21 protein-coding genes, 1 tRNA gene and 1 pseudogene are annotated in these 22413 nt (G+C 66.2%); 15 read left to right on the top strand and 8 right to left on the bottom strand.

Translation table 11 applies throughout. The features are described 5' to 3' along the window. Genes ACNA0R_RS17725 through ACNA0R_RS17735 form a run of 3 tightly spaced genes read left to right on the top strand, consistent with a single transcriptional unit; the run spans position 1 to position 2863 of the window. Positions 1-717: a response regulator transcription factor gene (locus ACNA0R_RS17725; protein WP_415827367.1), complete on the top strand. Its 717-nt coding sequence runs from the start codon at positions 1-3 to the stop codon at positions 715-717. Then, entirely contained in the window at positions 714-2057 is a 1344-nt protein-coding gene (locus ACNA0R_RS17730) for a sensor histidine kinase (RefSeq protein ID WP_415827368.1), read from the top strand. Before ACNA0R_RS17725 ends, ACNA0R_RS17730 begins: the two co-directional genes overlap by 4 nt. A 56-nt stretch (positions 2058-2113) precedes the next feature. Further along, the gene (locus ACNA0R_RS17735; protein WP_415827369.1) at positions 2114-2863 is read left to right on the top strand and encodes a phosphatase PAP2 family protein; all 750 of its coding nucleotides are present in this window, start codon (positions 2114-2116) and stop codon (positions 2861-2863) included. Here ACNA0R_RS17735 and ACNA0R_RS17740 read toward each other — a convergent pair. The 4 genes from ACNA0R_RS17740 to ACNA0R_RS17755 form a co-directional block, all read right to left on the bottom strand. Beyond that, entirely contained in the window at positions 2834-4123 is a 1290-nt protein-coding gene (locus ACNA0R_RS17740) for a TRAP transporter large permease (RefSeq protein WP_415827370.1), read from the bottom strand. The genes ACNA0R_RS17735 and ACNA0R_RS17740 overlap by 30 nt on opposite strands. Beyond that, on the bottom strand, positions 4114-4671 hold the full coding sequence (locus tag ACNA0R_RS17745; RefSeq protein ID WP_415827371.1) for a TRAP transporter small permease: 558 nt from the start codon (positions 4669-4671) through the stop codon (positions 4114-4116). Before ACNA0R_RS17745 ends, ACNA0R_RS17740 begins: the two co-directional genes overlap by 10 nt. A 7-nt stretch (positions 4672-4678) precedes the next feature. Beyond that, on the bottom strand, positions 4679-5719 hold the full coding sequence (locus ACNA0R_RS17750) for a TRAP transporter substrate-binding protein (RefSeq protein ID WP_415827372.1): 1041 nt from the start codon (positions 5717-5719) through the stop codon (positions 4679-4681). A gap of 133 nt (positions 5720-5852) precedes the next feature. Further along, positions 5853-6680: an NAD-dependent epimerase/dehydratase family protein gene (locus ACNA0R_RS17755; RefSeq protein ID WP_415827373.1), complete on the bottom strand. Its 828-nt coding sequence runs from the start codon at positions 6678-6680 to the stop codon at positions 5853-5855. Positions 6681-6843: 163 nt separating this feature from the next. On the opposite strand from ACNA0R_RS17755, the gene ACNA0R_RS17760 reads away from it, so the two are divergent. Beyond that, a complete protein-coding gene (locus ACNA0R_RS17760) occupies positions 6844-7581 on the top strand; it encodes a FadR/GntR family transcriptional regulator (protein WP_415827374.1) in 738 nt (245 codons plus the stop codon). A gap of 50 nt (positions 7582-7631) precedes the next feature. Here the strand turns inward: ACNA0R_RS17760 and fahA are convergent, their stop codons facing one another. Together fahA and hmgA are read right to left on the bottom strand one after the other, a co-directional pair. Further along, complete coding sequence (gene fahA, locus ACNA0R_RS17765) at positions 7632-8948, bottom strand: fumarylacetoacetase (protein ID WP_415827375.1); 1317 nt, start codon at positions 8946-8948, stop codon at positions 7632-7634. A 156-nt stretch (positions 8949-9104) separates the two neighbouring features. Continuing rightward, the gene (hmgA, locus tag ACNA0R_RS17770) at positions 9105-10433 is read right to left on the bottom strand and encodes a homogentisate 1,2-dioxygenase (protein ID WP_415827376.1); all 1329 of its coding nucleotides are present in this window, start codon (positions 10431-10433) and stop codon (positions 9105-9107) included. A 162-nt stretch (positions 10434-10595) separates the two neighbouring features. On the opposite strand from hmgA, the gene ACNA0R_RS17775 reads away from it, so the two are divergent. Then, positions 10596-11501: a LysR family transcriptional regulator gene (locus tag ACNA0R_RS17775; protein WP_415827377.1), complete on the top strand. Its 906-nt coding sequence runs from the start codon at positions 10596-10598 to the stop codon at positions 11499-11501. 67 nt (positions 11502-11568) lie between these two features. On the opposite strand, the gene mutM is transcribed toward ACNA0R_RS17775, so the two are convergent. Continuing rightward, positions 11569-12396 carry a bifunctional DNA-formamidopyrimidine glycosylase/DNA-(apurinic or apyrimidinic site) lyase gene (gene mutM, locus ACNA0R_RS17780; protein ID WP_415827378.1) on the bottom strand — a complete coding sequence of 276 codons (828 nt, stop codon included), beginning with the start codon at positions 12394-12396 and terminating at the stop codon, positions 11569-11571. Here mutM and ACNA0R_RS17785 point away from each other — a divergent pair. The 9 genes and pseudogenes from ACNA0R_RS17785 (at position 12395) to ACNA0R_RS17825 (ending at position 19694) form a co-directional block, all read left to right on the top strand. After that, positions 12395-14276: pseudogene (locus ACNA0R_RS17785) on the top strand (tetratricopeptide repeat protein). The gene mutM and the pseudogene ACNA0R_RS17785 sit on opposite strands and share 2 nt — an antisense overlap. Next, entirely contained in the window at positions 14276-14848 is a 573-nt protein-coding gene (gene lolB / locus ACNA0R_RS17790; protein ID WP_415827564.1) for a lipoprotein insertase outer membrane protein LolB, read from the top strand. Before ACNA0R_RS17785 ends, lolB begins: the two are co-directional and overlap by 1 nt. Before the next feature lie 3 nt (positions 14849-14851). Next, positions 14852-15778: a 4-(cytidine 5'-diphospho)-2-C-methyl-D-erythritol kinase gene (gene ispE, locus ACNA0R_RS17795; protein ID WP_415827379.1), complete on the top strand. Its 927-nt coding sequence runs from the start codon at positions 14852-14854 to the stop codon at positions 15776-15778. Beyond that, positions 15779-15852, top strand: a tRNA-Gln gene (locus ACNA0R_RS17800). It abuts the gene before it with no gap. 143 nt (positions 15853-15995) lie between these two features. Beyond that, entirely contained in the window at positions 15996-16946 is a 951-nt protein-coding gene (locus ACNA0R_RS17805) for a ribose-phosphate pyrophosphokinase (protein ID WP_415827380.1), read from the top strand. 117 nt (positions 16947-17063) lie between these two features. Beyond that, positions 17064-17684, top strand: coding sequence for a 50S ribosomal protein L25/general stress protein Ctc (locus ACNA0R_RS17810; RefSeq protein ID WP_415827381.1), 621 nt, complete (start codon positions 17064-17066; stop codon positions 17682-17684). Positions 17685-17795: 111 nt separating this feature from the next. Next, a complete protein-coding gene (pth, locus tag ACNA0R_RS17815; RefSeq protein ID WP_415827382.1) occupies positions 17796-18392 on the top strand; it encodes an aminoacyl-tRNA hydrolase in 597 nt (198 codons plus the stop codon). A 2-nt stretch (positions 18393-18394) separates the two neighbouring features. Next, complete coding sequence (locus tag ACNA0R_RS17820) at positions 18395-19162, top strand: CPBP family glutamic-type intramembrane protease (RefSeq protein WP_415827383.1); 768 nt, start codon at positions 18395-18397, stop codon at positions 19160-19162. 214 nt (positions 19163-19376) lie between these two features. Beyond that, on the top strand, positions 19377-19694 hold the full coding sequence (locus ACNA0R_RS17825) for a hypothetical protein (RefSeq protein WP_415827384.1): 318 nt from the start codon (positions 19377-19379) through the stop codon (positions 19692-19694). A gap of 16 nt (positions 19695-19710) precedes the next feature. Here the strand turns inward: ACNA0R_RS17825 and ACNA0R_RS17830 are convergent, their stop codons facing one another. Then, a complete protein-coding gene (locus ACNA0R_RS17830) occupies positions 19711-20994 on the bottom strand; it encodes a TIGR03862 family flavoprotein (protein WP_415827385.1) in 1284 nt (427 codons plus the stop codon). A gap of 127 nt (positions 20995-21121) precedes the next feature. Between ACNA0R_RS17830 and ACNA0R_RS17835 the strand changes: the two genes are divergently transcribed. Continuing rightward, positions 21122-22321: an ammonium transporter gene (locus tag ACNA0R_RS17835; protein WP_415827386.1), complete on the top strand. Its 1200-nt coding sequence runs from the start codon at positions 21122-21124 to the stop codon at positions 22319-22321. Positions 22322-22413 lie beyond the last annotated feature (92 nt).

Raw genomic sequence — 22413 nt, forward strand, 5'->3', positions numbered from 1 at the left:
ATGGCAGCCGCGCCCTTATCCGCCGCGCATCACCGTGTATTGATTGTTGAAGATGACGCCACCATCGCGGGCAATCTATACAGCTTCCTGGAAGCCCGCGGCTTCGTACCCGACGCGGCCTACGACGGCCGCGCGGCCCTGTCCATGTTGACGTCGCAGCATTTCGACGCGGTGATCCTGGACGTGGGACTGCCGGGCATGGACGGCTACAACGTGCTGCGCGCCATGCGGACGGAGCACATGCTGTCCGTGCCCGTGCTGATGCTGACGGCGCGCGACGAACTGGCCGACAAGCTCGCCGGGTTTTCACATGGCGCGGACGACTACCTGACCAAGCCTTTCGCGTTGGCGGAGGTCGAGGCCCGGCTGCACGCGCTGATCCAGCGTGCCAGCGGCGCGGTCGGCACGCCGGTCAGGCGCTGGGGGCCGTTGAGCTACGACAGCCGCACGCGCGCCGTATCCGTCAATGGACAGCCCGTGCACCTGACGCGCAAGTCCTGCATGATCCTGGACGCCTTGCTGCGCGATCCCGGTCGCGTGGTGCCTCGTCCCGAGCTGGAGACGCTGCTATGGGGTAGCGAGCCGCCGTCGTCGGACGCGCTGCGCAGCCAGGTGCACCTGTTGCGCAAGGCCCTGACCGATGCCGGCTTCGACGGCATCGAGACCGTGCATGGCACGGGCTGGCGGCTGGTGGACGTCGCGGACGGCGCGGCATGAAGAGCGGCGGTACGCTGACCCAGCGGGTCGTGTGGGCGCTGACGGGCACGGTGTCGATCTTCGTGTCGGTGCTGGTGGTCCTGGCCTATCTGACCTTCGACCAGATGGAAGACGATCTGGTCAACGATATCCTGACCACTGAAACACAGCGGCTTATCGAGCGGATCAGGAGCGGCCAGGAAACGCTGACTGAGCTGGGCTCGCACGAAGTCGGCGGCGCCATGCGCGCCTGGGTGCAGCAGCCGGGCGTGCCCAACCCCGCGATACCCAAGGAAGTCGACAACCTTGCCGTGGGCCTGCACTTGCTGGAACCGGGTACGGAGACCTGGCATGTGGTGGTGGCCAATGTCGATGCGCAACGGCGTTTGATCGTGCTGTACGACGCCACGGACAACGAAGACCGTGTATTCGACTTCGGCCTGATCGTGCTGGGGCTGGGGGTGATATGCATCGTGGCGGCCTATGGCGTCGCCCGCAAGGTCGCCTACCTGGCCGTGGGCTCCATGCTGACCCTGACCGATCGCCTGTCCACCTGGGCACCCGGATCGCCCGACCTTGCCGTGGAGCGCAACGACGAGGTGGGACGCCTGGTGGAAGCCTTCAACCGTGTGCAGAACCAGGTGGACCGGTCGCTGGCGCGCGAACGGGAATTCGCGGCCAATCTGAGCCATGAGGTACGCACGCCGCTGGCGGCCATCCGCAGCGATGGCGAGCTGATGTTGCTGGCGCCCGCGGTGACGCCCGACCAGCAGACCCGCCTGACCCGCATCGTGAAGAACGTCGATAGCGTTGCGGCCGCCCTGGAAAGCGCGCGGGCCATGGCGCGCGACGAACGGCGCGCGCCCGAACCCGTGGATCTGGCCGAATTGCTGGCCGCGGCCTGGCAGGGCCTGGAAGCCAATGCCGAACAGGCAGGGCTGGACCTGGATCACCAGGTGCCGGCCGGTACGGTGCGCGAGCTGGATCGCTATGCCCTGCTGACGGTGCTGCGCAATCTGATCCGCAACGCCATCGAACACGCCGCGCCGGCCACGCTGACAGTCCGGGCGATCGGTTCCCAGTCCAACGCCGGTCTGGAAATACGCGACAACGGCAAGGGCATCAAGCCGGATGACCTGCCTTTCGTGTTCGACCGCTATTACAGCGTGCGCCGCCGCGACGCCAACGGCGAGGTGGACGAGGCCCGGGCGGCCGTGGAACTGGACCGCGGCTTGGGACTGGCCATCGCCAAGCGGGTCTGCGATATGCAAGGGTGGAGCCTGACCGTGGAATCGTGGGTCGGCGTGCCCGCTCACGGGACGTGCTTCACGCTGCGTTTCAACGGTACCGAAGAGATTTGACAAATATTCGATACCCCCTCGGGTAGTGTGCCGGGGTCTTTTTCCCTGGCTCGCCCATGCGTTTCCATGTTGCCGCGTCCGCCAAGGCCGCCGTTCGTCTCGATACCTATCTGCTGACCCATGTGTTCGGTATCACCCTGCTCCTGGCCTTGCTGGCCGAAGCGGTCAATCGTTCGGGGCTGGACCTGGCCTTGTCCCGCTACTTCTACGACGCGGCGGCCGGTACCTTTCCGTGGCGCGCGTCGCGCGCGCTGGAGATACTGGGGCACCGTGTCGTCCTGGTGCTGCCTATCGGCGTCGCCGTCGCCGCGACCGCGGCGGCGATCGCCAGCCATTGGTTCCCGGCGCTGCGTCCGTGGCGCGGGCCTTTATGGGGCATCGCCGCGACCTGCCTGCTGGGACAGGTCATCATTTCGCAACTGAAGCACTACACCGCGCTGCCGCGCCCTTATGCCCTGAGCATGTTCGGCGGCTATGCCAACTATCCTGCCCACTTCTGGGCGTCCAGCCGTCGTGAAGGCGGCGGCGCGCTACCCAGCAATCATGCGGGCGCGGGCTATGCGATGCTATCGCTGTACTTTGCCGGATGGGCGGTGCGTCGCCCCGAATGGCGCTGGGGCGGCCTGGCCATCGGCGTGGCCGCCGGACTGGTGTTTTCGCTGGTACGCGTCATGCAAGGAGCCCATTTCCTCAGCCAGACCCTCTGGGCCGCCTGCGTGATGTGGGGCCTGGCCAGCATCGTGTTCGGTCCGCTGCTCGTGCGCCCGCGGTCGGCGCTAGCCGTTGCCCAGCAGAACGCCCGGTAGCCATAGCGAAAACGCCGGTACGTAGGTGACCAGCGCCAGCGCGGCCAGCAGCGCGCCATAGAATGGCCAGATGGTGCGCATTACCGTGCCCACCGAGACTTCGCCGATGGCGCAGCCGACGAACTGCGTGGTGCCCACCGGCGGCGTATTCAGGCCCAGCGCGCAGTTCAGCAGCATCACCATGCCGAACTGCACCGGCCCCATGCCGTATTGCATGCATATGGGCAGGAAGATAGGCGTGCAGATCAATATCGTGGCGGCCATGTCCAGGAAGGTCCCGAGCAGGAACAGCACGATATTGACCATCAGGAAGATGGCCCACGGGCTGGTGGAGATCGACGCCAGCAGGTCGCCGGTTTTTTCGGCTACGCCGTAGAAGCTGATCAGGTAGCCGAAGGTGGCGGATATGCCGATCAGCAACAGCACGACACCGGTCGTCTTGACCGCCTTGGCGGCCGCGCGCACGAACTGCGTCCATGTCAGCGTGCGGTACACCAGGATAGTCAGGGCCAGCGCGTAGACCACCGCCACCGCGGCCGATTCGGTCGCGGTGAATACGCCGCTGAGGATGCCGGCGATGATGACGACGACCACGAACAATCCCGGCGCCGCCGCCACCAGCGAGCGCAACACAATGCGCCAGCCGGGGAATTCGCCGGCCGCATAGCCGCGATGGCGCGCGACGAAGTAGGCCGCCGCCAGATTGCATACCGTCAGGATCAGCGCCGGCAGCAGACCGGCCGCGATCAGGGCGGCGATCGATACCTTGCCGCCCGCCGCCAGCGTATAGATGATGATGTTGTGGCTGGTCGGCATGAGCGCGCCCACCAGCGCGGCATGCGTGGTGACGTTGACCGCGTAGTCGGCGTGATAGCCTTCGCGCTTCATCATCGGGATCATGACCGAGCCCATGGCGGAGACGTCCGCCACCGGCGAGCCCGACACGCCGCCGAACAGCGTGCACGCCACCACATTGGACATGCCCAGTCCGCCGCGCACGTGGCCGACCAGCGACCGCGCGAAATTGACGATGCGGTCGGCGATGCCGCCGTACAGCATCAATTCGCCGGTGAAGATGAAAAAGGGGATGGCCAGGAACGAAAAGGCGTTCATTCCCGACGTCATCTGCTGGAAAGCCACGGCGATGGGCAGGTCTTCGTAAAGGATGGCCGCGATGGAGGACAGGCCGATGGCGAAGGCCACCGGCACGCCTATCACCAGGAAACCCAGGAAGGAGACGGAAAGCAGCGTCAGCGCCATGCGGGGATGACCTCTTGATTGCGCAGCAGCGCGACGATGTGTTCCACCGAGAACAAGGCGATGAGGCCGCCGGACAGGGTGGCGGGCAGGTACTTCCAACCCTCCGAAATACCCAGGTTCGGCATCATGTAATCCGCGACGGATTCGGCCAGGATGGCGCAGTTCCAGGCCATCATCGCGCCGAACAGGCAGACCAGGGCATGGATGAAGATCTCCATGCGCCGCTTGCCTGCCGGCGGCAAGGCTTCCAGCAGGGACTCGAAGCCGATATGCCCCGCGTCGCGCACGCCTACCGCGGCGCCCAGCATGGTCACGTACAGCACCAGCAGCATGGCGATGCTTTCCGCCCAGGTGGGCGTGCGGTTCAGCACATGGCGGCCGAATATCTGGAAAGCTACCGCCGCGATCAGGCAGGTCAGCCCGGCAACGCTGACCCACATGCAGATGCGGGCCAGCAGCCGGCAGCAGCGTGTGTAGGTATCCAGCAGCCGGTGCCCGCCGGGCCGGTCGGGGGCCGCCGTGGTTCGTTCCCGCGAACTCGCCAGCATGGCGTCCTCACTGCACCGCTAGGATGCGCTGTACCAGGTCTTTCATTTCCGGCGTGGTGACGAAGCGTTCGTATACCGGCTTCATCGCCGCCTGGAAGGACGCCTTATCGACCTCGATGATCTGCGCACCGGCCTTTTCGACGATCGCGCGGGATTTGGTCTCGCGCTCTTCCCACAGCTTGCGCATGTAGGGCACCGACTCCCTGGCCGCGTCGCGCAGGATTTTCTGGTCTTCCGGCGGCAGCTTGTCCCACTGGCGCTTGGAGAAGATCAGGATCTCCGGCGTCATGCTGTGCTCGGTCAGCTCGTAGTACCTGGCGACTTCGTAGTGATGCGCGCTTTCGTAGCTGGGGAAGTTGTTTTCCGCCGCATCCACCAGTCCGGTCTTCAGCGAGGTATAGACCTCGCCCATGGCCATGGGGGTGGCGTTCGCGCCCATGGCCTCGACCATGGCGACCGACAGGTCGGATTGCTGGACGCGGATCTTCAGACCCTTGGCGTCGGCCAGGGTCCTGATCGGCTTGTTGCGCGTGTACATGGAGCGCGAGCCGCTGTCGTACCAGGCGAGGCCGACGAAGCCGGCGCCTTCGCAGGCCTTCAGCAACTGCTCGCCGATGTCGCCGTCCAGCACCTTGTGCAGATGGTCGACGGAGCGGAACAGGAAAGGCAGCGAGGGCACGCGTGTATTCGGGCAGATATTGTGCATGGCCGCGCTGCTGACGCGCGCCATGGTCAGCGCGCCCAGCTTGACCTGCTCGATGGAGTCGTTCTCCGATCCCAGCTTGCCGCCGGAAAAGACGCGGATGGTCATTTTGCCGTTGGAGCGTTGCTTGACCAGGTCCGCCATGTGGCGCACGGCCAGCACGGTGGGATAGTCGTCGGGATGGATGTCGGCCGAGCGGAATTCCGCCGCGTGCACGGTCAGGGCCGGGGCGAGCAGCGCGGCCAGGGCGAGGGCGCTTTTGGCGACGGCCGCGCCGACGGGGTGGAAGGCGGTGCGTGCCGGGCGGATGGGCCCGCGCGGCAGCAGCGGCGTGGTGTGCGGCATCGTTGTCTACCTCCATGGAGTGCCGCGGGCCGCGCTTGTGGCGCGATACGCGGCGAGCCTGTTATCGGGCTTTTTTTGTGGCGCTTGGTGCTGCTGGTTCTGACTGCAGGTGTGCTCTGTTGGTCGCGGCTCCTCAGAACGGGCCGGCCTTCACGAAGGCGCCGCCCTGATAGCGGGCGGCGGGATCGTCTGGCGATAGCGGGGCCTGGGCTTCGGCCTTGGCGCGGAAGGGCTCCGACGTATCCTTGGGCTGGAAGCCCAGATGCGCGGCGCGCGAGTTGTCCCACCAGCTGTCGCGGTTCGCCGACGCGCCGTACACGATGGTATGGCCGACGTGCGGCGTGAACAGCGACTGCGCGATCAGATGGGTCAGGTCGTCGTAGCTGAGCCAGGTCACCAGCATGCGCCTGTCCTTGGCTTCCGGAAACGACGAGCCGATGCGCAGGCACACCGTTTCGATGCCGTAGCGGTCGAAGTAGAAGCGCGAGAGGTTTTCGCCGAAGGCCTTGCTGATGCCGTAATAGCCGTCGGGCCGCACCGGTACGTCCGCATCGATGACCTGGCCCTGGCGGTAGAAGCCGATGACGTGATTGGAGCTGGCGAAGACCACGCGCTTGACGCCATGCTTGCGCGCCGCTTCGTACAGGTTGTAGACGCCCTGGATGTTGGCGGGCAGGATTTCGTCGAAAGGACGTTCGACGGACACGCCGCCCATGTGGACGATGGCGTCCACGCCCGCGACCATGCCGTCGACGAAACCCGCGTCGGCCAGGTTGCCAAGGGTGATTTCCTCGCCCGGCTGCGCGGGACCCAGGTCGGCGATGTCGGAAAGCCGCAGCACGTCGGCGTAGGGTTTCAGGCGTCCGCGCAGGACTTTGCCCAGGCCGCCGGCCGCGCCGGTCAGCAGCAGGGTGGAGACGCGTTGCGTCGGGGAAGATGCGGGAATAGCCGGAAGGCTCACGACGTTGTCTCCGTACTGGCGAGGCCGGTATTTACACCGCGCCGGATTGGGTGCTCAAATCGGCGGCTTATAGGTCATCGTACAACGCGTGGGCAGTATAATGACGGCCCGAAATACCCGTCAAGCGCCCGTCAAGCGGAGCCGGCGACCAGGGAAAAATACTATGACGACCACGTCCATGTCCGCCGAACTCCCCATGCGCCGCCGCCCTCGCAGCCTGGCGCAGGAACTGGTCGACAGCCTGTCCAAGCAGATCCGCGGCGGGGAAATCCGCCCCGGCGATAAGCTGCCCACCGAATCGGAGATCATGCGCACCTTCGGTGTCAGCCGTACGGTCGTGCGCGAAGCGCTGTCGCGGCTGCAGGCGTCGGGGCTCGTCGAAACCCATCATGGGGTGGGCACGTATGCGCTGAAGCCGAATACAGGCGGCGACTTTCGCGTCGATCCGGCTGACATCGCGACCGTGCGGGACATCCTGGTCATCCTGGAATTGCGCATCTGCCTGGAAACCGAAGCCGCCGGCCTGGCGGCCTTGCGGCGCACGGACGAGCAGCTGGCACAGATGCGCGAGGCCCTGGATCAGTTCCGCGCCGCCCTCGATCCCGGCGGCGATACCGTTACGCCGGACTTCCGCTTCCATCTGTTGATATCCCAGGCGACCGGCAACAAGTATTTTGCCGATCTGCTATCGCACCTGGGCGCCGCGATCATTCCGCGCACGCGCATCAATTCGGCCAAGTTGGGCGATGAGGACCGCGAACCCTACCTGGCGCGCGTGAATCGCGAGCACGAGGACATCTTCGAGGCCATACGGCGCCAGGATCCCGATTCGGCGCGCGCCGCCATGCGGACCCATCTGAGCAACAGCCGGGAACGGCTGCGCCGCGCGCAGGAGCGCTGAGGGCCGGCCGCGTGGACGGCTTTTGTCGTCAGACGTATGATGACGAGCCCTTATGCCAGCGCCGGCAGCACCCGTCCCACCGCGGCGCCCCACGACAGACGCGGATAGCCCGGCTTGACGCATTCGGCGCTGATCGCGACTTCGTCGCCATCCTGCAGAAAGGTACGCGTCTCGCCCCAGGGCAGGGTGATGGGCGTCTTGCCGCCCTGGCTCAATTCCAGCAGTGATCCCGCCTGGTCCGGCTCCGGACCGGACAGCGTGCCCGTGCCCAGCATGTCACCCGGCTGAAGATTGCAGCCGTTCACCGTATGGTGCGCGACCAGTTGGCCGATGCTCCAGTAGGCATCGCGGAAATTGCTACGCGCCAGCGTGGCGCGCGCGGCGCCTTGTTCGCGCGATTGCGCCGTGCCCAGTTCGGTGCGCAGGCGCACGTCGAAGGCCCCGCTGGCGCTGTTGTGCGCGGACGAAAGATAAGGCAGCGGCTGCGGCTCGCCCTCGCCGCGCCGGAAGGGCACGCGGAACGGCGCCAGCGCTTCCAGCGTGACGATCCACGGCGAAATCGTGCTGGCGAAGTTCTTCGACAGGAAAGGCCCCAGCGGCTGGTACTCCCATGCCTGCAGATCGCGCGCGGACCAGTCGTTCAGGATCGTCAGTCCGAAGATATGGGCCTCGGCGTCGTCCAGGGCGATGCGCCGGCCCAGCGCGTTGCCGGTGCCGATGAAAACGCCCAGCTCCACTTCATAGTCCAGCCGCGCGCAAGGCCCGAAGCCCGGCGTGCCGCCTTCCTGCGCCGGCCGCGTCTGGCCCACCGGACGATGGAAGTGCTGGCCTACCCCGATGCTGGAGGCGCGTCCGTGATAGCCGATGGGCACCCATTTGTAATTGGGCAGCAGCGGGTTGTCGGGGCGGAACTGCCGGCCCACCGCGGTGGCGTGGTGGACCGAGATATAGAAATCCGTGTAGTCGCCGATGCGCGCCGGCACCGAAAACTCGGCATCCGCCTGGGCCACGAGCAGGGGGGCGATGCGATCCCGCAATGGTGAACCTTCGCGCAGCGCGCGGGACAGGGCCAGGCGCAAGGCCGACCAGGAACTGGCATCCAGCGCCATCAAGGCATTCAGGTCCGTGCCCTGGCATGCCGCCAGGGCGCGCGCGGCGTCGCCGGTGAACGGTTGCGCCTGAGCCAGCGCGGCCAGATCCAATATCTGGTCGCCGATGCCGACGCCCGGTCGCCAGGCTTGCGTCGAACCGGCGCGCCGGAAGACGCAATAGGGCAGGTTTTGTACCGGGAAACCCAGCGCATCGTCGTTGGCGCTATGCAGCCAGCCGCGCAGCGCGGGATCGTGGGTTTCGTTGAGCTCGGTCATGAATGTCGTATCCGGATAGGAGGGCGAAGCCCGTTGATTCGAAGGCCGCGACCGCGGAGCGTTGGAACGCGTCGGTCGCGTCGCGTCGCGTCGCGCGTTTGTCCTTTGGGAAAGGCGCGGCGTTCCACGCCGCGCCATGCAATTCCGCGCCCGCCGCTACGGCCGCGCCGGGTCGAAATGCTTGCGCAGTCCTTGCCAGCAGGCATCGTAGTCGGCCTGCAGTTCCGGCCAGGCCAGCGCCGCTTCGGTCGGACGGATCACGCGCCGCGTTTCAAACATGAAGGCCATCGTATCGCGGATGTAATGCGGCTTCGATGTGTCGGCATTGGAGGCCTTCTCGAAGGTCTCCGCGTCGGGGCCATGCCCGCTCATGCGATTGTGCAGGCTGGCTCCGCCCGGCACGAAACCTTCCGCCTTGGCATCGTAGACACCCTGGATCAGACCCATGAATTCGCTCGCCACATTGCGATGGAACCAGGGCGGCCGGAAGGTATCCTCCATGGCCAGAATGCGCGGCGGGAAAATCGCGAAGTCCATATTCGCCGTGCCCACCGTATCCGTCGGCGAGGTCAGCACCGTGAAAATGGACGGGTCCGGATGATCAAAGCTGATCGACCCGATGGTGTTGAAGCGGCGCAGATCGTATTTATACGGCGCATGATTGCCATGCCAGGCCACCACGTCCAGGGGCGAATGCCCCAACGGCGCGCGCCAGAAGCGCCCTTCGAACTTGGCCACCAGCTCGAAATCGCCCTCGATGTCTTCGTACCAGGCGACCGGCGTTTCGAAATCGCGCAGGTTGGCCAGTCCGTTCGAGCCTATGGGGCCTTTTTCCGGCGGCCGCAGCGGCGCGCCGAAATTTTCCAGCAGATAGCCGCGCGCCGTGCCGTCCGGCAGGGTGACGCGAAACCGCGTGCCGCGCGGGATGACGGCGATTTCCAGCGGCGCGACATCCATGCGGCCCAGCTCGGTATCCACCCGCAGACGTCCGGCCTGCGGCACGATCAGCAGTTCGCCGTCGGCGTCGTAGAAATAGCGGCCGCGCATCGGCGCATTGGCCGTGTACACATGGATGCCCACGCCGTTGTCCTCGTCGGGACCGCCGTTGCCGCCGATGGTCGCGATGCCGTCGATGAAGTCGGTCGGTGCTTGCGGGATCGGCCGCGCGCTCCATCGCAGGCGGTTCGGCGAAACCGCCTGCGCGCCGAAGCGGCTGGCCCAGCCGCCCGCCTGCGTGCATGCTTCGAAGGCGCCCTGTTGCGCGGACGGCCGGATGCGGTACAGCCAGGCGTGGCGGTTTTCCGCGCGCGGCGCGGTGAACGCCATGCCGGAAAACTGTTCGGCGTACAGGCCGTAGGGGCACCGGGTGGGCGAATTCCGGCCCACCGGCAGCGCGCCAGGCAGGGCTTCGGTGGCGAAGGTATTGCCGAAGCCGGTCATGTAGCGCGGGGCCGCATCATTGGCGGCAGCGGGCTGCGAGCTCATGGGATGTCTCCGTTGGTCTATGGGCAAGGTGCGCCGGGCGGGCGCGGCGACGCAATCCGACGCGGCCCTACGGCGATTTTCCCCCGACCCCTGGTGTCTCCGCTAGGTGAATGGAAAAATATAGACCATAAATTTCATGAATATCAGGGGATAATAGGCGGCATGCCCGACCTGCGCGCCCTGGACCTGAACCTGTTGATCGTCTTCCAGTACCTCATGGAAGACCGCAACCTGTCGGCCGTCGCGCGGCGCCTCGGCATTACGCAACCGGCGGCCAGCAATGCGCTGCGCCGGCTGCGCGCCACCTTCGACGACGCGCTGTTCGTACGCACGGCCCAAGGCATGTTGCCCACGCCGTACGCGCAACATTTGGGCGGCGCGGTGGCGGAGGCGCTGAGCACCCTGGCACACGCGCTGGAAGCCCCGCCGCGCTTCGATCCGTCGGCCAGTACGCGGCGCTTCCGCGTGGCGATGACGGACGTGGGAGAGATCCACTTCATGCCCGCCCTGATGGAGCATTGCGCCCGCCAGGCGCCGGGCGTACGGGTGGAATCGGTGCGCCTGCAAGGGGCCGACTTGCAGCGCGAAATGGATGCGGGCCGGGTCGATGTGGCGCTGGGCGCCTTTCATGGATTGGCCGGCGGTCTGCTGCAGCGGATGCTGTTTCGCCAGGGCTATGCGACGCTGTTCCGGCGCGATCATCCCACCGCCCACGAAGGCATGGGCCTGAAGGCCTTCCGCGCCGAACGGCATTTGCTGGTGTCGCATGCCGCGCCTTATGGGCAGGTGAACCAGGCCCTGGAAAAGGCCGGCCTGGCGCTGGCGTCCCATTTCAGCGTGCCGCACTTCGCCGCGGTGCCCTATATCGTCAGCGCGACCGATCTGCTGGCCACGGTCCCGCGCAAGCTGGCCGACAGCGCGGCGTCGCGTTTCGGCCTGGGCATCCTGACGCCGCCGATCCGCGTGCCCGCTTTGCAAAGCAATCTATATTGGCATGCGCGTTTTCAACGGGACGGTGGCAACCAGTGGCTGCGCGCCTTGATCGTCGACACGTTCGCGCAGCGCTAGGGCCCGGTTGCGCATCCAGCGTGCGGGCAGCGCCGCTTTTCCTGGTGTCGGGACCCGGGGCGCGGGTTCAGGCGCGCTGGCACTTGACGCAATAGTAGGTAGCCCGCTGGCCCTGCACGATGCGGCGGATCGGCGTCCCGCAAACTCGGCACGGCTGCCCGGCGCGCTCGTAGACGGCGGCGTGGATGTCGAAATAGCTGCCGGGTTCTCCCCCTGCGCCGACATAGTCGCGCAGCGTGCTACCGCCGGAATTCAGGGCATCGGTCAGCGTCTGGCGGATCGCCTGCGCCAGGCGCTCGCAGCGCGCCGGCGACAGCCGCCGTCCCGGCGCGGCGGGATGTATACCCGCGCGATACAGGCTTTCGGATGCGTAGATATTGCCTACGCCGACCACGGCTTCGCCGGCCAGCAGCAGCTGCTTGACCGGCGCCGCCCGGCCGCGGAAGTGGTCATACAGCCATTGCCCGCCGAAGCGCTCGTCGAAAGGTTCTATGCCTAGCCGCGCAAGCAAAGGGTGGAACTCAACCGGCCCGGCATCCATGGGATGCCACAGCACCGCACCAAAACGGCGCGGGTCATGCAGGCGCAGCGTCGCGTGTTCGAATATCCATTCCACGTGGTCATGGCGGCGGGGGGCTTCCCCTTCCATCACGCGCCTGAGCGATCCCGACATACCCAGGTGCACGATTTGCGTACCATGGTCGAAACGCAGCAACAGGTATTTACCGCGACGGCCGCATTCCAGGACCGTGCGGCCGGACAGGGTGTCGGAAAGATCGGCCGGGACAGGCCAGCGCAGGCGAGGTTCTCTTACGACAAGCTGGACAAGCCGCCGGCCCGTCATGACAGTCGCGATTCCCCGCCGAGTGGTCTCGACTTCGGGCAGTTCAGGCATCAGCCAGTGTAAGATGATCAGTTGCGTGTACAGATTGTGCCATTTATCGGACGGGACGCGTGAAGTCGTCGCATATGCATATCAAATATGGGTTCGCCGCGCTGATGCTGGCGCTGGCCGGCGCGTATTCCTTGCCGGCTCCGGCCGCGGAAAGGCATACCGCCGATGCCATCGCTCCGCGCGTGCAGCGGGCGCCACGCCAGGAACCCGATGTCATCCGCCTGCGTGAAGGCCAACTGCCTTACGTGCGTCTGACCTCCGGCATCCTGTACCGGATCCTGGCTTCGGAAATCGCCGCCCAGCGCGGCATGTACGGCACGGCCGCCTCGACCATGCTAAGCCTGGCCAACGACGTCGCCGACCCGCGCGTGGCGCGCCGCGCGCTGGAGTTCTACCTGGCCGGCGGCAACCTGAAAGGCGCGCTGGAAGCCGCGCGCGTCTGGTCGCGCCTGGCGCCGAACGACCCCGAAGCCGGCACCACCGAACTGGCCCTGGCCGCCGCCAATGGGCAGACCGCCGGCTTGGGCGAAGCGCTGCGCAAGCGCATCGACGCGGCGCCGGACAAGACCGCCGCGATCGCCCAATCCCTGGCGGTCCTGGGCCGCATCAACGATCGCAAGACCGCGCTGGCCATCCTGGATCAGGCCCTGAGTCCATCCGTGCGCAAGCTGCCCGCGGCGCATCTGGCGCTGGCCGACGTGGCGCAGGCCGCCGGCGACAACGCCCGCGCGCTGCAGGAAGCGCAGTTGGCGCAGCAGGCCGATCCCAAGTCGGAAGCCGCCGCGCAACGCGTCCTCGAATACGGGATGAGAGTGGACCCGCGCCAGGCCACCGCCGACGCGCGCGCTTTCATCGCCAGGCATCCCGATGCGCGGCGCCTGCGGCTGATGCTGGCCAGCCAGCTGTCCGACATGGGCGACTACGACGGAGCGCTGGCGGAATTGCGCGCCATGTCGCGCCGCTCGCCCGAGGACTTCGACCTCATGTTCATGCAGGCGCAGCTGGCCTACAAGGCCGGCCATCTGGATGACGCGCGCGGCTTCCTCGAACAGTATCTGGATGTGCAGAACCAGCGCCAGCGCGCGCTGATCCCCGGCACGTCGGACGCCCCCGGCGCGGCCGCCGATGCGCGCATCCTGCTGGCTCGCATCGCCGAAGACCAGGGCAGGTACAACGACGCCATCGCCGAACTCGGCAAGATCGACGACCCGGCGATGCGCTACCAGGCGCGCATGCGGCAGGCCACCTTGCGCGCCAAGCAGGGCGACATCGATGCCGCCCTGAAAATGGTCGACCAGGCCAACCCGCAGGATGAGGAAGAACGCGTCCTTGGGGTGCTGACCAAGGCGCAGATCCTGCGTGACGCCAATCGTACCGACCAGGCGGTGGCCTTGCTGTCGGGCGCCGACAAGGCGATCCCGGACACCGTGGAGATCAAGTACGAATTGGCGATGCTGTACGAACGCCAGGACAAGATCGCCGACCTGGAGCGCCTGCTGCGCCAGGTGATCGCGCTCGACCCGGACCATGCGCACGCCTACAACGCGCTCGGCTATACCCTGGCCGACCACAATATGCGTCTGCCGGAAGCACTGGAATTGATCACCCAGGCCCTGGACCTGGCGCCGGACGATCCCTACATCATGGACAGCATGGGCTGGGTGAAGTACCGGATGGGCGATAACGACGCCGCGCTGACCTACCTGCAGCGCGCTTATTCGCGCCGGCCCGAACCGGAGATCGGCACCCACCTGGGCGAAGTCCTGTGGGCGCAGGGGCGCAAGGACGAGGCGCGCGCCATCTTCGCCGCCGCCGCTCGCAAGGACCCCGGCAACAAGACGCTGCGCGACACCATCAAGCGCCTGGGAGTCACGCTGTGATGTTGTCGCGCTGGCGCGCCGTCATGATGGCGGCGCTCTGCCTGATATTGACCGCCTGCGTGACGCCCGGCCGCATCGCCGGCAGCGGCGGCGCGGGGGAGTTTTCCCGCGTCGGCCGCTTCGCCTTGACGGTCACCCAGGACGACGGCAAGCAGGACGCGCTGCAGGGGGGCTTTTCCTGGCTGGACGACGGCCGCCGCTACGTTCTGGACCTGACCAACCCGCTGGGCGCGACGCAGGCGCGCGTGGAAGGCCAGCCGGGTATGGCCGTGCTCACGAAATCCGACGGCACCCGCTTGCGGGCCACGGATCCCGACGAACTGGTGGCCGATGCGCTGGGCAGCAGCATTCCCGTGTCGGGACTGCGCGACTGGCTGCGCGGGCGGCTGCCCCAGCAGCCGCCGGCGGCGCAGGTGCGGCGCGACGACTCGCAGCGCCCGCTGTCTTTCGATCAAGGGGGGTGGCAGGCCAGGCTGTCGCGCTATGACGACCTGGGGCCGCAGGTACTGGTGCTGGAACGACGCGAACCGGATCGCCGCATCCTGCTGCGACTGGTCGTCAATCCTTCCTGAGCCATGAATCTGTACGATGTCCCGGCGCCCGCCAAACTGAACCTGTTCCTGCACATCGTCGGCCGTCGTGCCGATGGCTATCACCTGTTGCAGACGGTTTTCCGCTTCATCGGCCTGGCCGACACCCTGGATTTCGAATCGCGTGCCGACGGCAGGATAGAACGCGTCGATCCACTGCCGGGGGTGCCGGCGGAGAGCGACTTGACCGTGCGCGCCGCCCGCGCGTTGCAGGCGGCCACGGGTACGCGGCAGGGCGTTTCCATCGCGCTGGAAAAGCGCATCCCCATGGGGGGTGGCCTGGGTGGCGGCTCCAGCGACGCCGCCAGCACGCTGATGGCCTTGAATCGCTTGTGGAACACGGGCTTGTCGCGCGCCGAGCTGATGCGCCTGGCGCTGCCCCTGGGCGCGGACGTGCCCGTCTTCGTGTTCGGCCAGTCGGCCTTCGCGGAAGGCATAGGCGAAGCGCTCACCGCCGTGCCGCTGCCCGAGCGCGCCTATGTGGTGGCGCAGCCGGATGCCAGCGTGCCGACGCCCGTCGTGTTTGGCGATCCCGATTTGACAAGGGATACCGCATGTATCACAATAGCGGACTTTCTCGCTTCGACTGATTCCGGTGCGCTGTTTGGCCGGAACGACATGGAGCCTGTGGTCTACAAGCGTTTCCCGGAAGTCCTCCGGGCCGCTGAATGGCTGGCAAGCTCCGATGGTGGAATCGTTGCGCGGATGTCGGGTTCCGGTGCGTGTCTGTTCGCCGAGTTCCCCGATATGCCGGCGGCGGTTTTGGCGGAGCGAAAAATAGCCGCTACAATGCGCGACGCCGGTAAAATGGCGGATAAGTCGCAGGCAGATGAGCCGCCTGTGCGGTTCCGGTTGGTGCAGGCGAGTCCTGGGTTGATCGAGCATCCGTTGCGGCACTGGATTGCAAGCTAGTGGGGAGTCGCCAAGTTGGTTAAGGCACCGGATTTTGATTCCGGCATGCGAAGGTTCGAATCCTTCCTCCCCAGCCCAACATATATATATAGAAAAAGCTGTTGAACACGCCCGCCTTGCCGGCCCAGGTTCAGCAGCTTTTTTTGTTCGTCCGAAACGAACCATTCGACACGACCCGTTCGGAACGACCTGTTCGAAACGACTTAGCGTCTGCACCATGACAAAAGACAGTTTCATGATTTTCACCGGCACCGCCAACACGCGGCTGGCCGTGGATGTGGCCAATCATCTTGATATGTCGCTGGGCAAGATGACCGTGGGCCGTTTTTCCGACGGCGAAGTCATGGTGGAAATCAACGAAAACGTCCGCGGCAAGGATGTCTTCGTGCTGCAGCCTACCTGTGCGCCGACGAACGACAATCTGATGGAAATCATGGTCATGGTGGATGCGCTGCGCCGCGCGTCCGCTGGCCGGATCACCGCCGCCATCCCGTATTTCGGTTACGCGCGCCAGGATCGCCGTCCGCGCTCCGCCCGCGTGGCCATTTCGGCCAAGGTCGTGGCCAACATGCTGCAGGTCGCCGGTGTCGACCGCGTGCTGACCATGGACCTGCATGCCGACCAGATCCAGGGTTTCTTCGATATCCCGGTGGACAACATCTACGCCGGTCCCATCCTGCTGGGCGATATCTGGCGCCGCAATTTCGCCAACCTGGTCGTCGTGTCCCCGGACATCGGCGGCGTGGTGCGGGCGCGCGCGCTGGCCAAGCAGCTGGAAGCCGACCTGGCGATCATCGACAAACGGCGTCCGCGCGCCAACGTGTCGGAAGTCATGAACATCATCGGCGAAGTCGACGGCCGTACCTGCATCATCATGGATGACATGGTCGATACCGCCGGCACGCTGTGCAAGGCCGCCCAGGCGCTGAAAGAGCGCGGCGCCGGCGCGGTGTATGCCTATTGCACCCACCCCGTGCTGTCGGGCGGCGCCGTGGACCGCATCCAGGCCTCCGACCTGGACGAGCTGGTCGTCACGGACACCATCCCCTTGTCGGAGCAGGCGCGCGCGGTCGGCAAGATCCGCCAGCTGTCCTGCGCCGGCCTGCTGGGCGAAACGATATTGCGTATTTCGAACGCGGAATCGGTCAGTTCGCTGTTTGCCGACTGAACGCGTTCAGGTCTTTTGCTTCCTCGCTGGTCGCGGCGCGGAAGCGAAGCCACGGTCCGCATGGTGCGGCCGTGTTTTTTCAGGGACACCCAGGTGTCCCCATGTTTGGAGTTATCCATGAAATTCAACGCCACTGCGCGTAGCGTCCAGGGTTCGAGTGCGAGCCGCCGCCTGCGCCGCGCGGGCCGGGTTCCCGCCATCGTTTACGGTGCCGGCAGCCAGCCCCTGAACATCGAACTCGATCACAACGAGATCTACCACGCCCTGCGCAAGGAAGAGTTCCACTCGTCCATCCTCGACATGCAAATCGAAGGCGGCAAGGGTGAACAGGTGCTGCTGCGCGCCGTCCAATGGCACGCCTACAAACAGCAAGTGCTGCACGTCGATTTCCAGCGCGTGGATGCAAGCAAGGTCCTGCACACCAAGGTGCCGCTGCACTTCATGAACGCCGAAGTTTCGCCGGCCGTGAAGCTGAGCAGCGCGATCATCACCCACGTGCTGAACGAAATCGAAGTCGCCTGCCTGCCGGGCGACCTGCCGCAGTTCATCGAAGTCGACCTGTCCAAGCTGACGGGCGGCGCTTCGCTGCACCTGTCGGACGTTCAACTGCCCAAGGGCGTGACCTACCTGGCCCACGGCGGCGACACCAATCCGGTGCTGGCCTCCGCGCTGGTCAAGGGCGGCGCCGCTGACGCTGGTGAAGAAGCCGAAGGCGGCGACGCCACGCCGGCCGCCTGATAGCGCAAGTCGCGTCAGCCGGGCGCTGTAGGCCGGGCTGCGCACTACGAACCCCGCGTGTGGAATACCATACGCGGGGTTTTTTCTTTTCAGCATCGCGATCCATCCGTCATGTCCACACCCATCCGCTTGATCGTCGGCCTGGGCAATCCCGGCCCTGAATATGAAACCACCCGCCACAACGCGGGTTTCTGGCTGGCCGACCATATCGCCGACGATCTGCGCGCCAGCTTCGCGATGGAGAAGGGCTTCAACGGTTTCGTCGCCAAGGCTCGCCATGGGGGCGAGAATGTCGTGCTGCTCAAGCCCATGACGTATATGAACCGTTCCGGGCAATCGGTGGGCGCGCTGGCGCGGTTCTTCAAGCTGACGCCGGAGCAGATCCTGGTGCTGCATGACGAACTGGATCTGATGCCGGGCCAGGTCAAGCTGAAGCAGGGCGGCGGCCATGCCGGCCACAACGGCTTGCGCGATATCCAGGCCGCGCTGGGCAGCCCGGCGTTCTGGCGGCTGCGCATCGGCATCGGGCATCCGCGTACGCTGGGGCTGACGCAGCAGGTGGCGGATTTCGTGCTGCACCAGCCGCGCCGCGAAGAGATGACCGCCATCGAGGCCGTCATCGACCGCTGCCGCGCCGTCATCCCCTTGCTGCTGGACGGCGACTTCACGCGCGCGACGCAACAGCTGCATCGCGCGAACGAGGCCTGACCATGGGGCGACACATCGGCGGCACCCTGCCGCGCCTGCGGGCCGATATCGCGGACTTCTGGCGCTTCCTGCGTCGTCCGTCGCTGCGCCGCTTGCCGCCCCGGCGCCTGGGCCGGGCGCCGCGCGCCGACTGGCTGCCGCCGGTACGGTTGCGTCGCCTGCTGGCCTGGGTATCCATGCTGTGGGCCATCAACCTGTTCGCGCTCGGCCCGCTGGCCGTGGCGGTGGCGACCCTGGGCGGCGCGCATCACAAGCTGGAGATGGGCGCGATCCCGTGGTTCACCGCCATCGTGTGGGCGCCGGTCGTCGAGGAAATGCTGTTCCGCTACGGCCTGCGGCGGCCGGTGCAGGCCCTGTGGGTGGTGCCGCTGATGATCTGGCCGCTGCTGCGCGGGCCCAATGTCTGGACCGCGGCGCTGGTGGTGCTGGTCCTGGTGGCCATCGCCTGGACCCAACGGCGGGGCGGCGCGTCGCGCCGCGAATGGAGCTGGGATTGGCGGCGGCGCTATGTGCGCTACTTTCCGTGGATCCTGCATTCGGCGGCGCTGGTGTTCGCCGGCATGCATCTGGGGAATTTCTATCTGAACCATACGCCCTTGTGGCTGACGCCGTTGCTGGTGCTGCCGCAATGGCTGACGGGGCTGGTGTTGAGCTGGATGCGTACGCGCCGGGGCATAGGCGCGTCGATCATGATGCACGCCATGTTCAACGCGGGACCAGTGCTGCTGGTGCTGGCGCTGATGAAGTGGGCGCCCGAAGTCGTGTCGTAAGTGGCCTTGGTTCGGTTGTCTTGATTTGCCTCGCGGTGGCGCGGCGCCGTGCCGCTTGCGTTGCGGGAGCTTCGTGGCAATGCGACGGTTTGTCACGCCGGGAGCCTGCTTGCGTCGCGTCGCAACGGGCGGTCGGGGTCTGTAACCGGACGACATGGGCAGGCGCGGATGGGCACGTACCATCCGGTTATCTGCAACCGGGGATGCATACGCCATGAAAAAACTGATCGTTGCCGGCCTGTTCGCTTGCACCTTGCTGCCACTCGCCGCGGCCCATGCGGATCGCGATAAAAACGAATCCGGCCAAGGCTATGTCATCGCCGACGGCCGCGAGTACAAGGGTGACTACAAGGACAAATTCCACGATGGCGATTGCGAGGTCAAGCGCAAGTGGAAGAAGAACGGCGAGTACCAGGAAAAGCGCAAGTGCAAGCCGCCCCGGTATGTCGAGCCGGTGGTGGTGCCCGCGTATCCGGTTGCGCCGGTAGGGCCCGGGATCACGATCAACGGGACGGCGGTGATCCGGCCGTAAGAGGCCGTCGCCTGGATCAGCTCCGCAGCCAGCGCACAACACCCCGCGCGGTAGCACGACCGCTGGCGATGCAGGCGGTCAGCAGGTAGCCGCCGGTCGGCGCCTCCCAATCCAGCATCTCACCGGCGCAGAATACGCCGGGCAGGTTATTCAGCATGAAGTTGTTGTCCATGGCATCGAAGCGCACGCCGCCGGCGGTGCTGATCGCCTCATCGACGGGACGGGTGGCGGTCAGGGCCAATGGCAATGCCTTGATGGTCCGGGCCAGCCGGCCGGCGTCCAGCATCGCGTCCTTGTCCAGCACTTCGCGCAATAGCGCCGCCTTCACGCCGGTGATGCCGACGCGGCTTTGCAGGTGCGATGACAGCGAACGCGCGCCGCGCGGATGCGAGACGTCCGCCAGGACACGCTCGGCGCTTCGGTCGGGCAACAGGTCCAGCGTCAACGTTGCTTGGCCTTCGCGTTCGAGCTGATCCCGCAACGCCGATGACAGCGCATAGATCAGGCTGCCCTGCACGCCATGCTCGCTGATCACGAATTCCCCGCGACGGCGCGGGGCGGCGCCGCCGCCTGCACAGCTCGCCACGACGTTCTTGACCGGTTCACCCGCGAACTTGTCCCGGAAGATTGGCGACCACGCCACGTCGAAACCGCAGTTCGACGGTTTCAGCGGCTCGATCGCGACGCCATGATCGGTCAGCAGCGGGATCCATGCGCCGTCCGATCCCAGCTTGGCCCAGCTGCCGCCGCCCAAGGCCAGAATGACCGCGGCCGCGTCTATCGTCTTTTCCCCATCGGGCGTGGCAAAGCGCAGGCGGCTGCCGTTCCTGGCATTTCCGGCGCTCTCCGGGTGCTCGGGGTTTCCGGCGTTTCCAGCGTCGGCCCAGCCGACCCAGCGATGCCGCGCGTGCGTCACCACGCCATGCTCGCGCAGGCGATGCACCCACGCCCGCAACAGCGGGGCGGCCTTCATCTCGCGTGGGAATACGCGGCCGGAGGTGCCGACGAAGGTCTCGATGCCCAGTCCCTTGGCCCACTCGCATAGGGCGTCTGGATCGAATGCCCGCACCAGCGGCGCCAGCTCGCCCTGCCGGGCGCCATAGCGCGCCAGGAAGACGTCGAGCGGCTCGCTATGCGTCAGATTCAGCCCGCCCCGGCCGGCCATCAGGAACTTGCGGCCCAGCGAAGGCATGGCGTCGAACAGATCGACGCCGATGCCGGCGTCGGCAAGGACCTCAGCGGCGGCGAGCCCGGCGGGGCCGCCGCCGATCACGGCGACACGAGTAGAGAGAAGCGACATGCCGGGAAGTGTAGACGCTTGGCTGCGTGTAAGCAGTTTCGTGTATCGTGCGAGGCGCTTTTTTATTACGGAGACACAGAGCGGGACGTGGAGGCGCGGTGCCTTCGGAGTCGCGCCGGCATAAGCCATGGATACGTTGCAATCAGCCGCCGACGCATTATTCATCCTGATCGGCGCCATCATGGTGCTCGCCATGCATGCGGGCTTTGCGTTCCTGGAACTGGGAACCGTGCGCAAGAAGAACCAGGTCAATGCCCTGGTCAAAATACTGGTGGATTTCGCGGTGTCCACCATTGCTTATTTTTTTATCGGCTATCAGATCGCCTATGGCGTGCAGTTCTTCACCGGCGCCGAGGCCCTGGCCGCGAAGAACGGCCATGAGCTGGTGCGGTTCTTCTTCCTGCTGACCTTCGCCGCGGCGATACCGGCGATCATCTCCGGCGGCATCGCGGAGCGCTCGCGCTTCAATCCGCAACTGGCGGCGACCTTCTTTCTGGTTGGGTTCGTCTATCCCTTCCTGGAGGGGATCGTCTGGAACGGGCACCTGGGGCTGCAGCAATGGCTGGAGCAGGTCGCGGGCGCGCCCTTCCATGACTTCGCCGGTTCCGTAGTGGTCCACGCCTTCGGCGGCTGGGTGGCGCTGGTGGCGGTCTTGCTGCTGGGCGCGCGCCGCGGACGCTACAAGGACGGCCGCATCGCCGCGCATCCGCCGTCGAACATTCCCTTCCTCGCCTTGGGCGCCTGGGTACTGACGGTCGGCTGGTTCGGCTTCAACGTGATGAGCGCCCAGCCGCTGGACAAGATCAGCGGCCTGGTGGCGATGAATTCATTGATGGCCATGGCGGGCGGGACGTTGTCGGCCTGGCTGGTGGGGCGGAACGATCCGGGCTTTACCTATAACGGCCCGCTGGCCGGCCTGGTCGCCGTCTGCGCGGGATCGGACCTGATGCACCCGATCGGCGCCTTGATCACCGGCGCCGTCGCCGGCGTGCTGTTCGTCTACATGTTCACCCTGGTCCAGAACAAATGGCGCATCGACGACGTGCTGGGCGTGTGGCCGCTGCACGGCCTGTGCGGCGCCTGGGGCGGCATTGCGGCGGGCATCTTCGGCATGCGGGCCCTGGGCGGGCTCGGCGGCGTGTCGTTCCTGGCGCAGGTCGCCGGCACGCTGTTCGGCGTGATTGTTGCACTGGCGGGCGGCTTCGCCGTATACGGAGCGATCCGCGCCGCCGTCGGCCTGCGGGTCAGCGCCGAGGCGGAATTCAATGGGGCGGACTTGTCCATCCACCGGATTTCGTCCACGCCGGAGCGGGAGACGAACTGGTAGCGGCGGAAGCGGGGACGTTGACCGCGGGCCAATCCGCCGACCGGTTAAAATCCCCGGTTTCCTGGCGGACGAAACCTGGGAATCCCGCGTTT

Source organism: Bordetella sputigena (assembly GCF_965137885.1).
In the GTDB taxonomy this organism is placed as follows: Bacteria; Pseudomonadota; Gammaproteobacteria; order Burkholderiales; family Burkholderiaceae_B; genus Bordetella_C; species Bordetella_C sputigena.

What these genes read in the sequence shown, in the direction of transcription:
- ACNA0R_RS17735 (WP_415827369.1), top strand. Translation starts at nt 2,114, where the DNA reads ATGCGTTTCCATGTTGCCGCGTCCGCCAAGGCCGCCGTTCGTCTCGAT.
- ACNA0R_RS17825 (WP_415827384.1), top strand. Translation starts at nt 19,377, where the DNA reads ATGAAAAAACTGATCGTTGCCGGCCTGTTCGCTTGCACCTTGCTGCCA.
- mutM (WP_415827378.1), bottom strand. Translation starts at nt 12,396, where the DNA reads ATGCCTGAACTGCCCGAAGTCGAGACCACTCGGCGGGGAATCGCGACT.
- ACNA0R_RS17810 (WP_415827381.1), top strand. Translation starts at nt 17,064, where the DNA reads ATGAAATTCAACGCCACTGCGCGTAGCGTCCAGGGTTCGAGTGCGAGC.
- ACNA0R_RS17760 (WP_415827374.1), top strand. Translation starts at nt 6,844, where the DNA reads ATGACGACCACGTCCATGTCCGCCGAACTCCCCATGCGCCGCCGCCCT.
- ACNA0R_RS17775 (WP_415827377.1), top strand. Translation starts at nt 10,596, where the DNA reads ATGCCCGACCTGCGCGCCCTGGACCTGAACCTGTTGATCGTCTTCCAG.
- hmgA (WP_415827376.1), bottom strand. Translation starts at nt 10,433, where the DNA reads ATGAGCTCGCAGCCCGCTGCCGCCAATGATGCGGCCCCGCGCTACATG.
- ACNA0R_RS17835 (WP_415827386.1), top strand. Translation starts at nt 21,122, where the DNA reads ATGGATACGTTGCAATCAGCCGCCGACGCATTATTCATCCTGATCGGC.
- lolB (WP_415827564.1), top strand. Translation starts at nt 14,276, where the DNA reads ATGTTGTCGCGCTGGCGCGCCGTCATGATGGCGGCGCTCTGCCTGATA.
- ACNA0R_RS17740 (WP_415827370.1), bottom strand. Translation starts at nt 4,123, where the DNA reads ATGGCGCTGACGCTGCTTTCCGTCTCCTTCCTGGGTTTCCTGGTGATA.
- ispE (WP_415827379.1), top strand. Translation starts at nt 14,852, where the DNA reads ATGAATCTGTACGATGTCCCGGCGCCCGCCAAACTGAACCTGTTCCTG.
- fahA (WP_415827375.1), bottom strand. Translation starts at nt 8,948, where the DNA reads ATGACCGAGCTCAACGAAACCCACGATCCCGCGCTGCGCGGCTGGCTG.
- pth (WP_415827382.1), top strand. Translation starts at nt 17,796, where the DNA reads ATGTCCACACCCATCCGCTTGATCGTCGGCCTGGGCAATCCCGGCCCT.
- ACNA0R_RS17730 (WP_415827368.1), top strand. Translation starts at nt 714, where the DNA reads ATGAAGAGCGGCGGTACGCTGACCCAGCGGGTCGTGTGGGCGCTGACG.
- ACNA0R_RS17820 (WP_415827383.1), top strand. Translation starts at nt 18,395, where the DNA reads ATGGGGCGACACATCGGCGGCACCCTGCCGCGCCTGCGGGCCGATATC.
- ACNA0R_RS17805 (WP_415827380.1), top strand. Translation starts at nt 15,996, where the DNA reads ATGACAAAAGACAGTTTCATGATTTTCACCGGCACCGCCAACACGCGG.
- ACNA0R_RS17725 (WP_415827367.1), top strand. Translation starts at nt 1, where the DNA reads ATGGCAGCCGCGCCCTTATCCGCCGCGCATCACCGTGTATTGATTGTT.
- ACNA0R_RS17745 (WP_415827371.1), bottom strand. Translation starts at nt 4,671, where the DNA reads ATGCTGGCGAGTTCGCGGGAACGAACCACGGCGGCCCCCGACCGGCCC.
- ACNA0R_RS17750 (WP_415827372.1), bottom strand. Translation starts at nt 5,719, where the DNA reads ATGCCGCACACCACGCCGCTGCTGCCGCGCGGGCCCATCCGCCCGGCA.
- ACNA0R_RS17830 (WP_415827385.1), bottom strand. Translation starts at nt 20,994, where the DNA reads ATGTCGCTTCTCTCTACTCGTGTCGCCGTGATCGGCGGCGGCCCCGCC.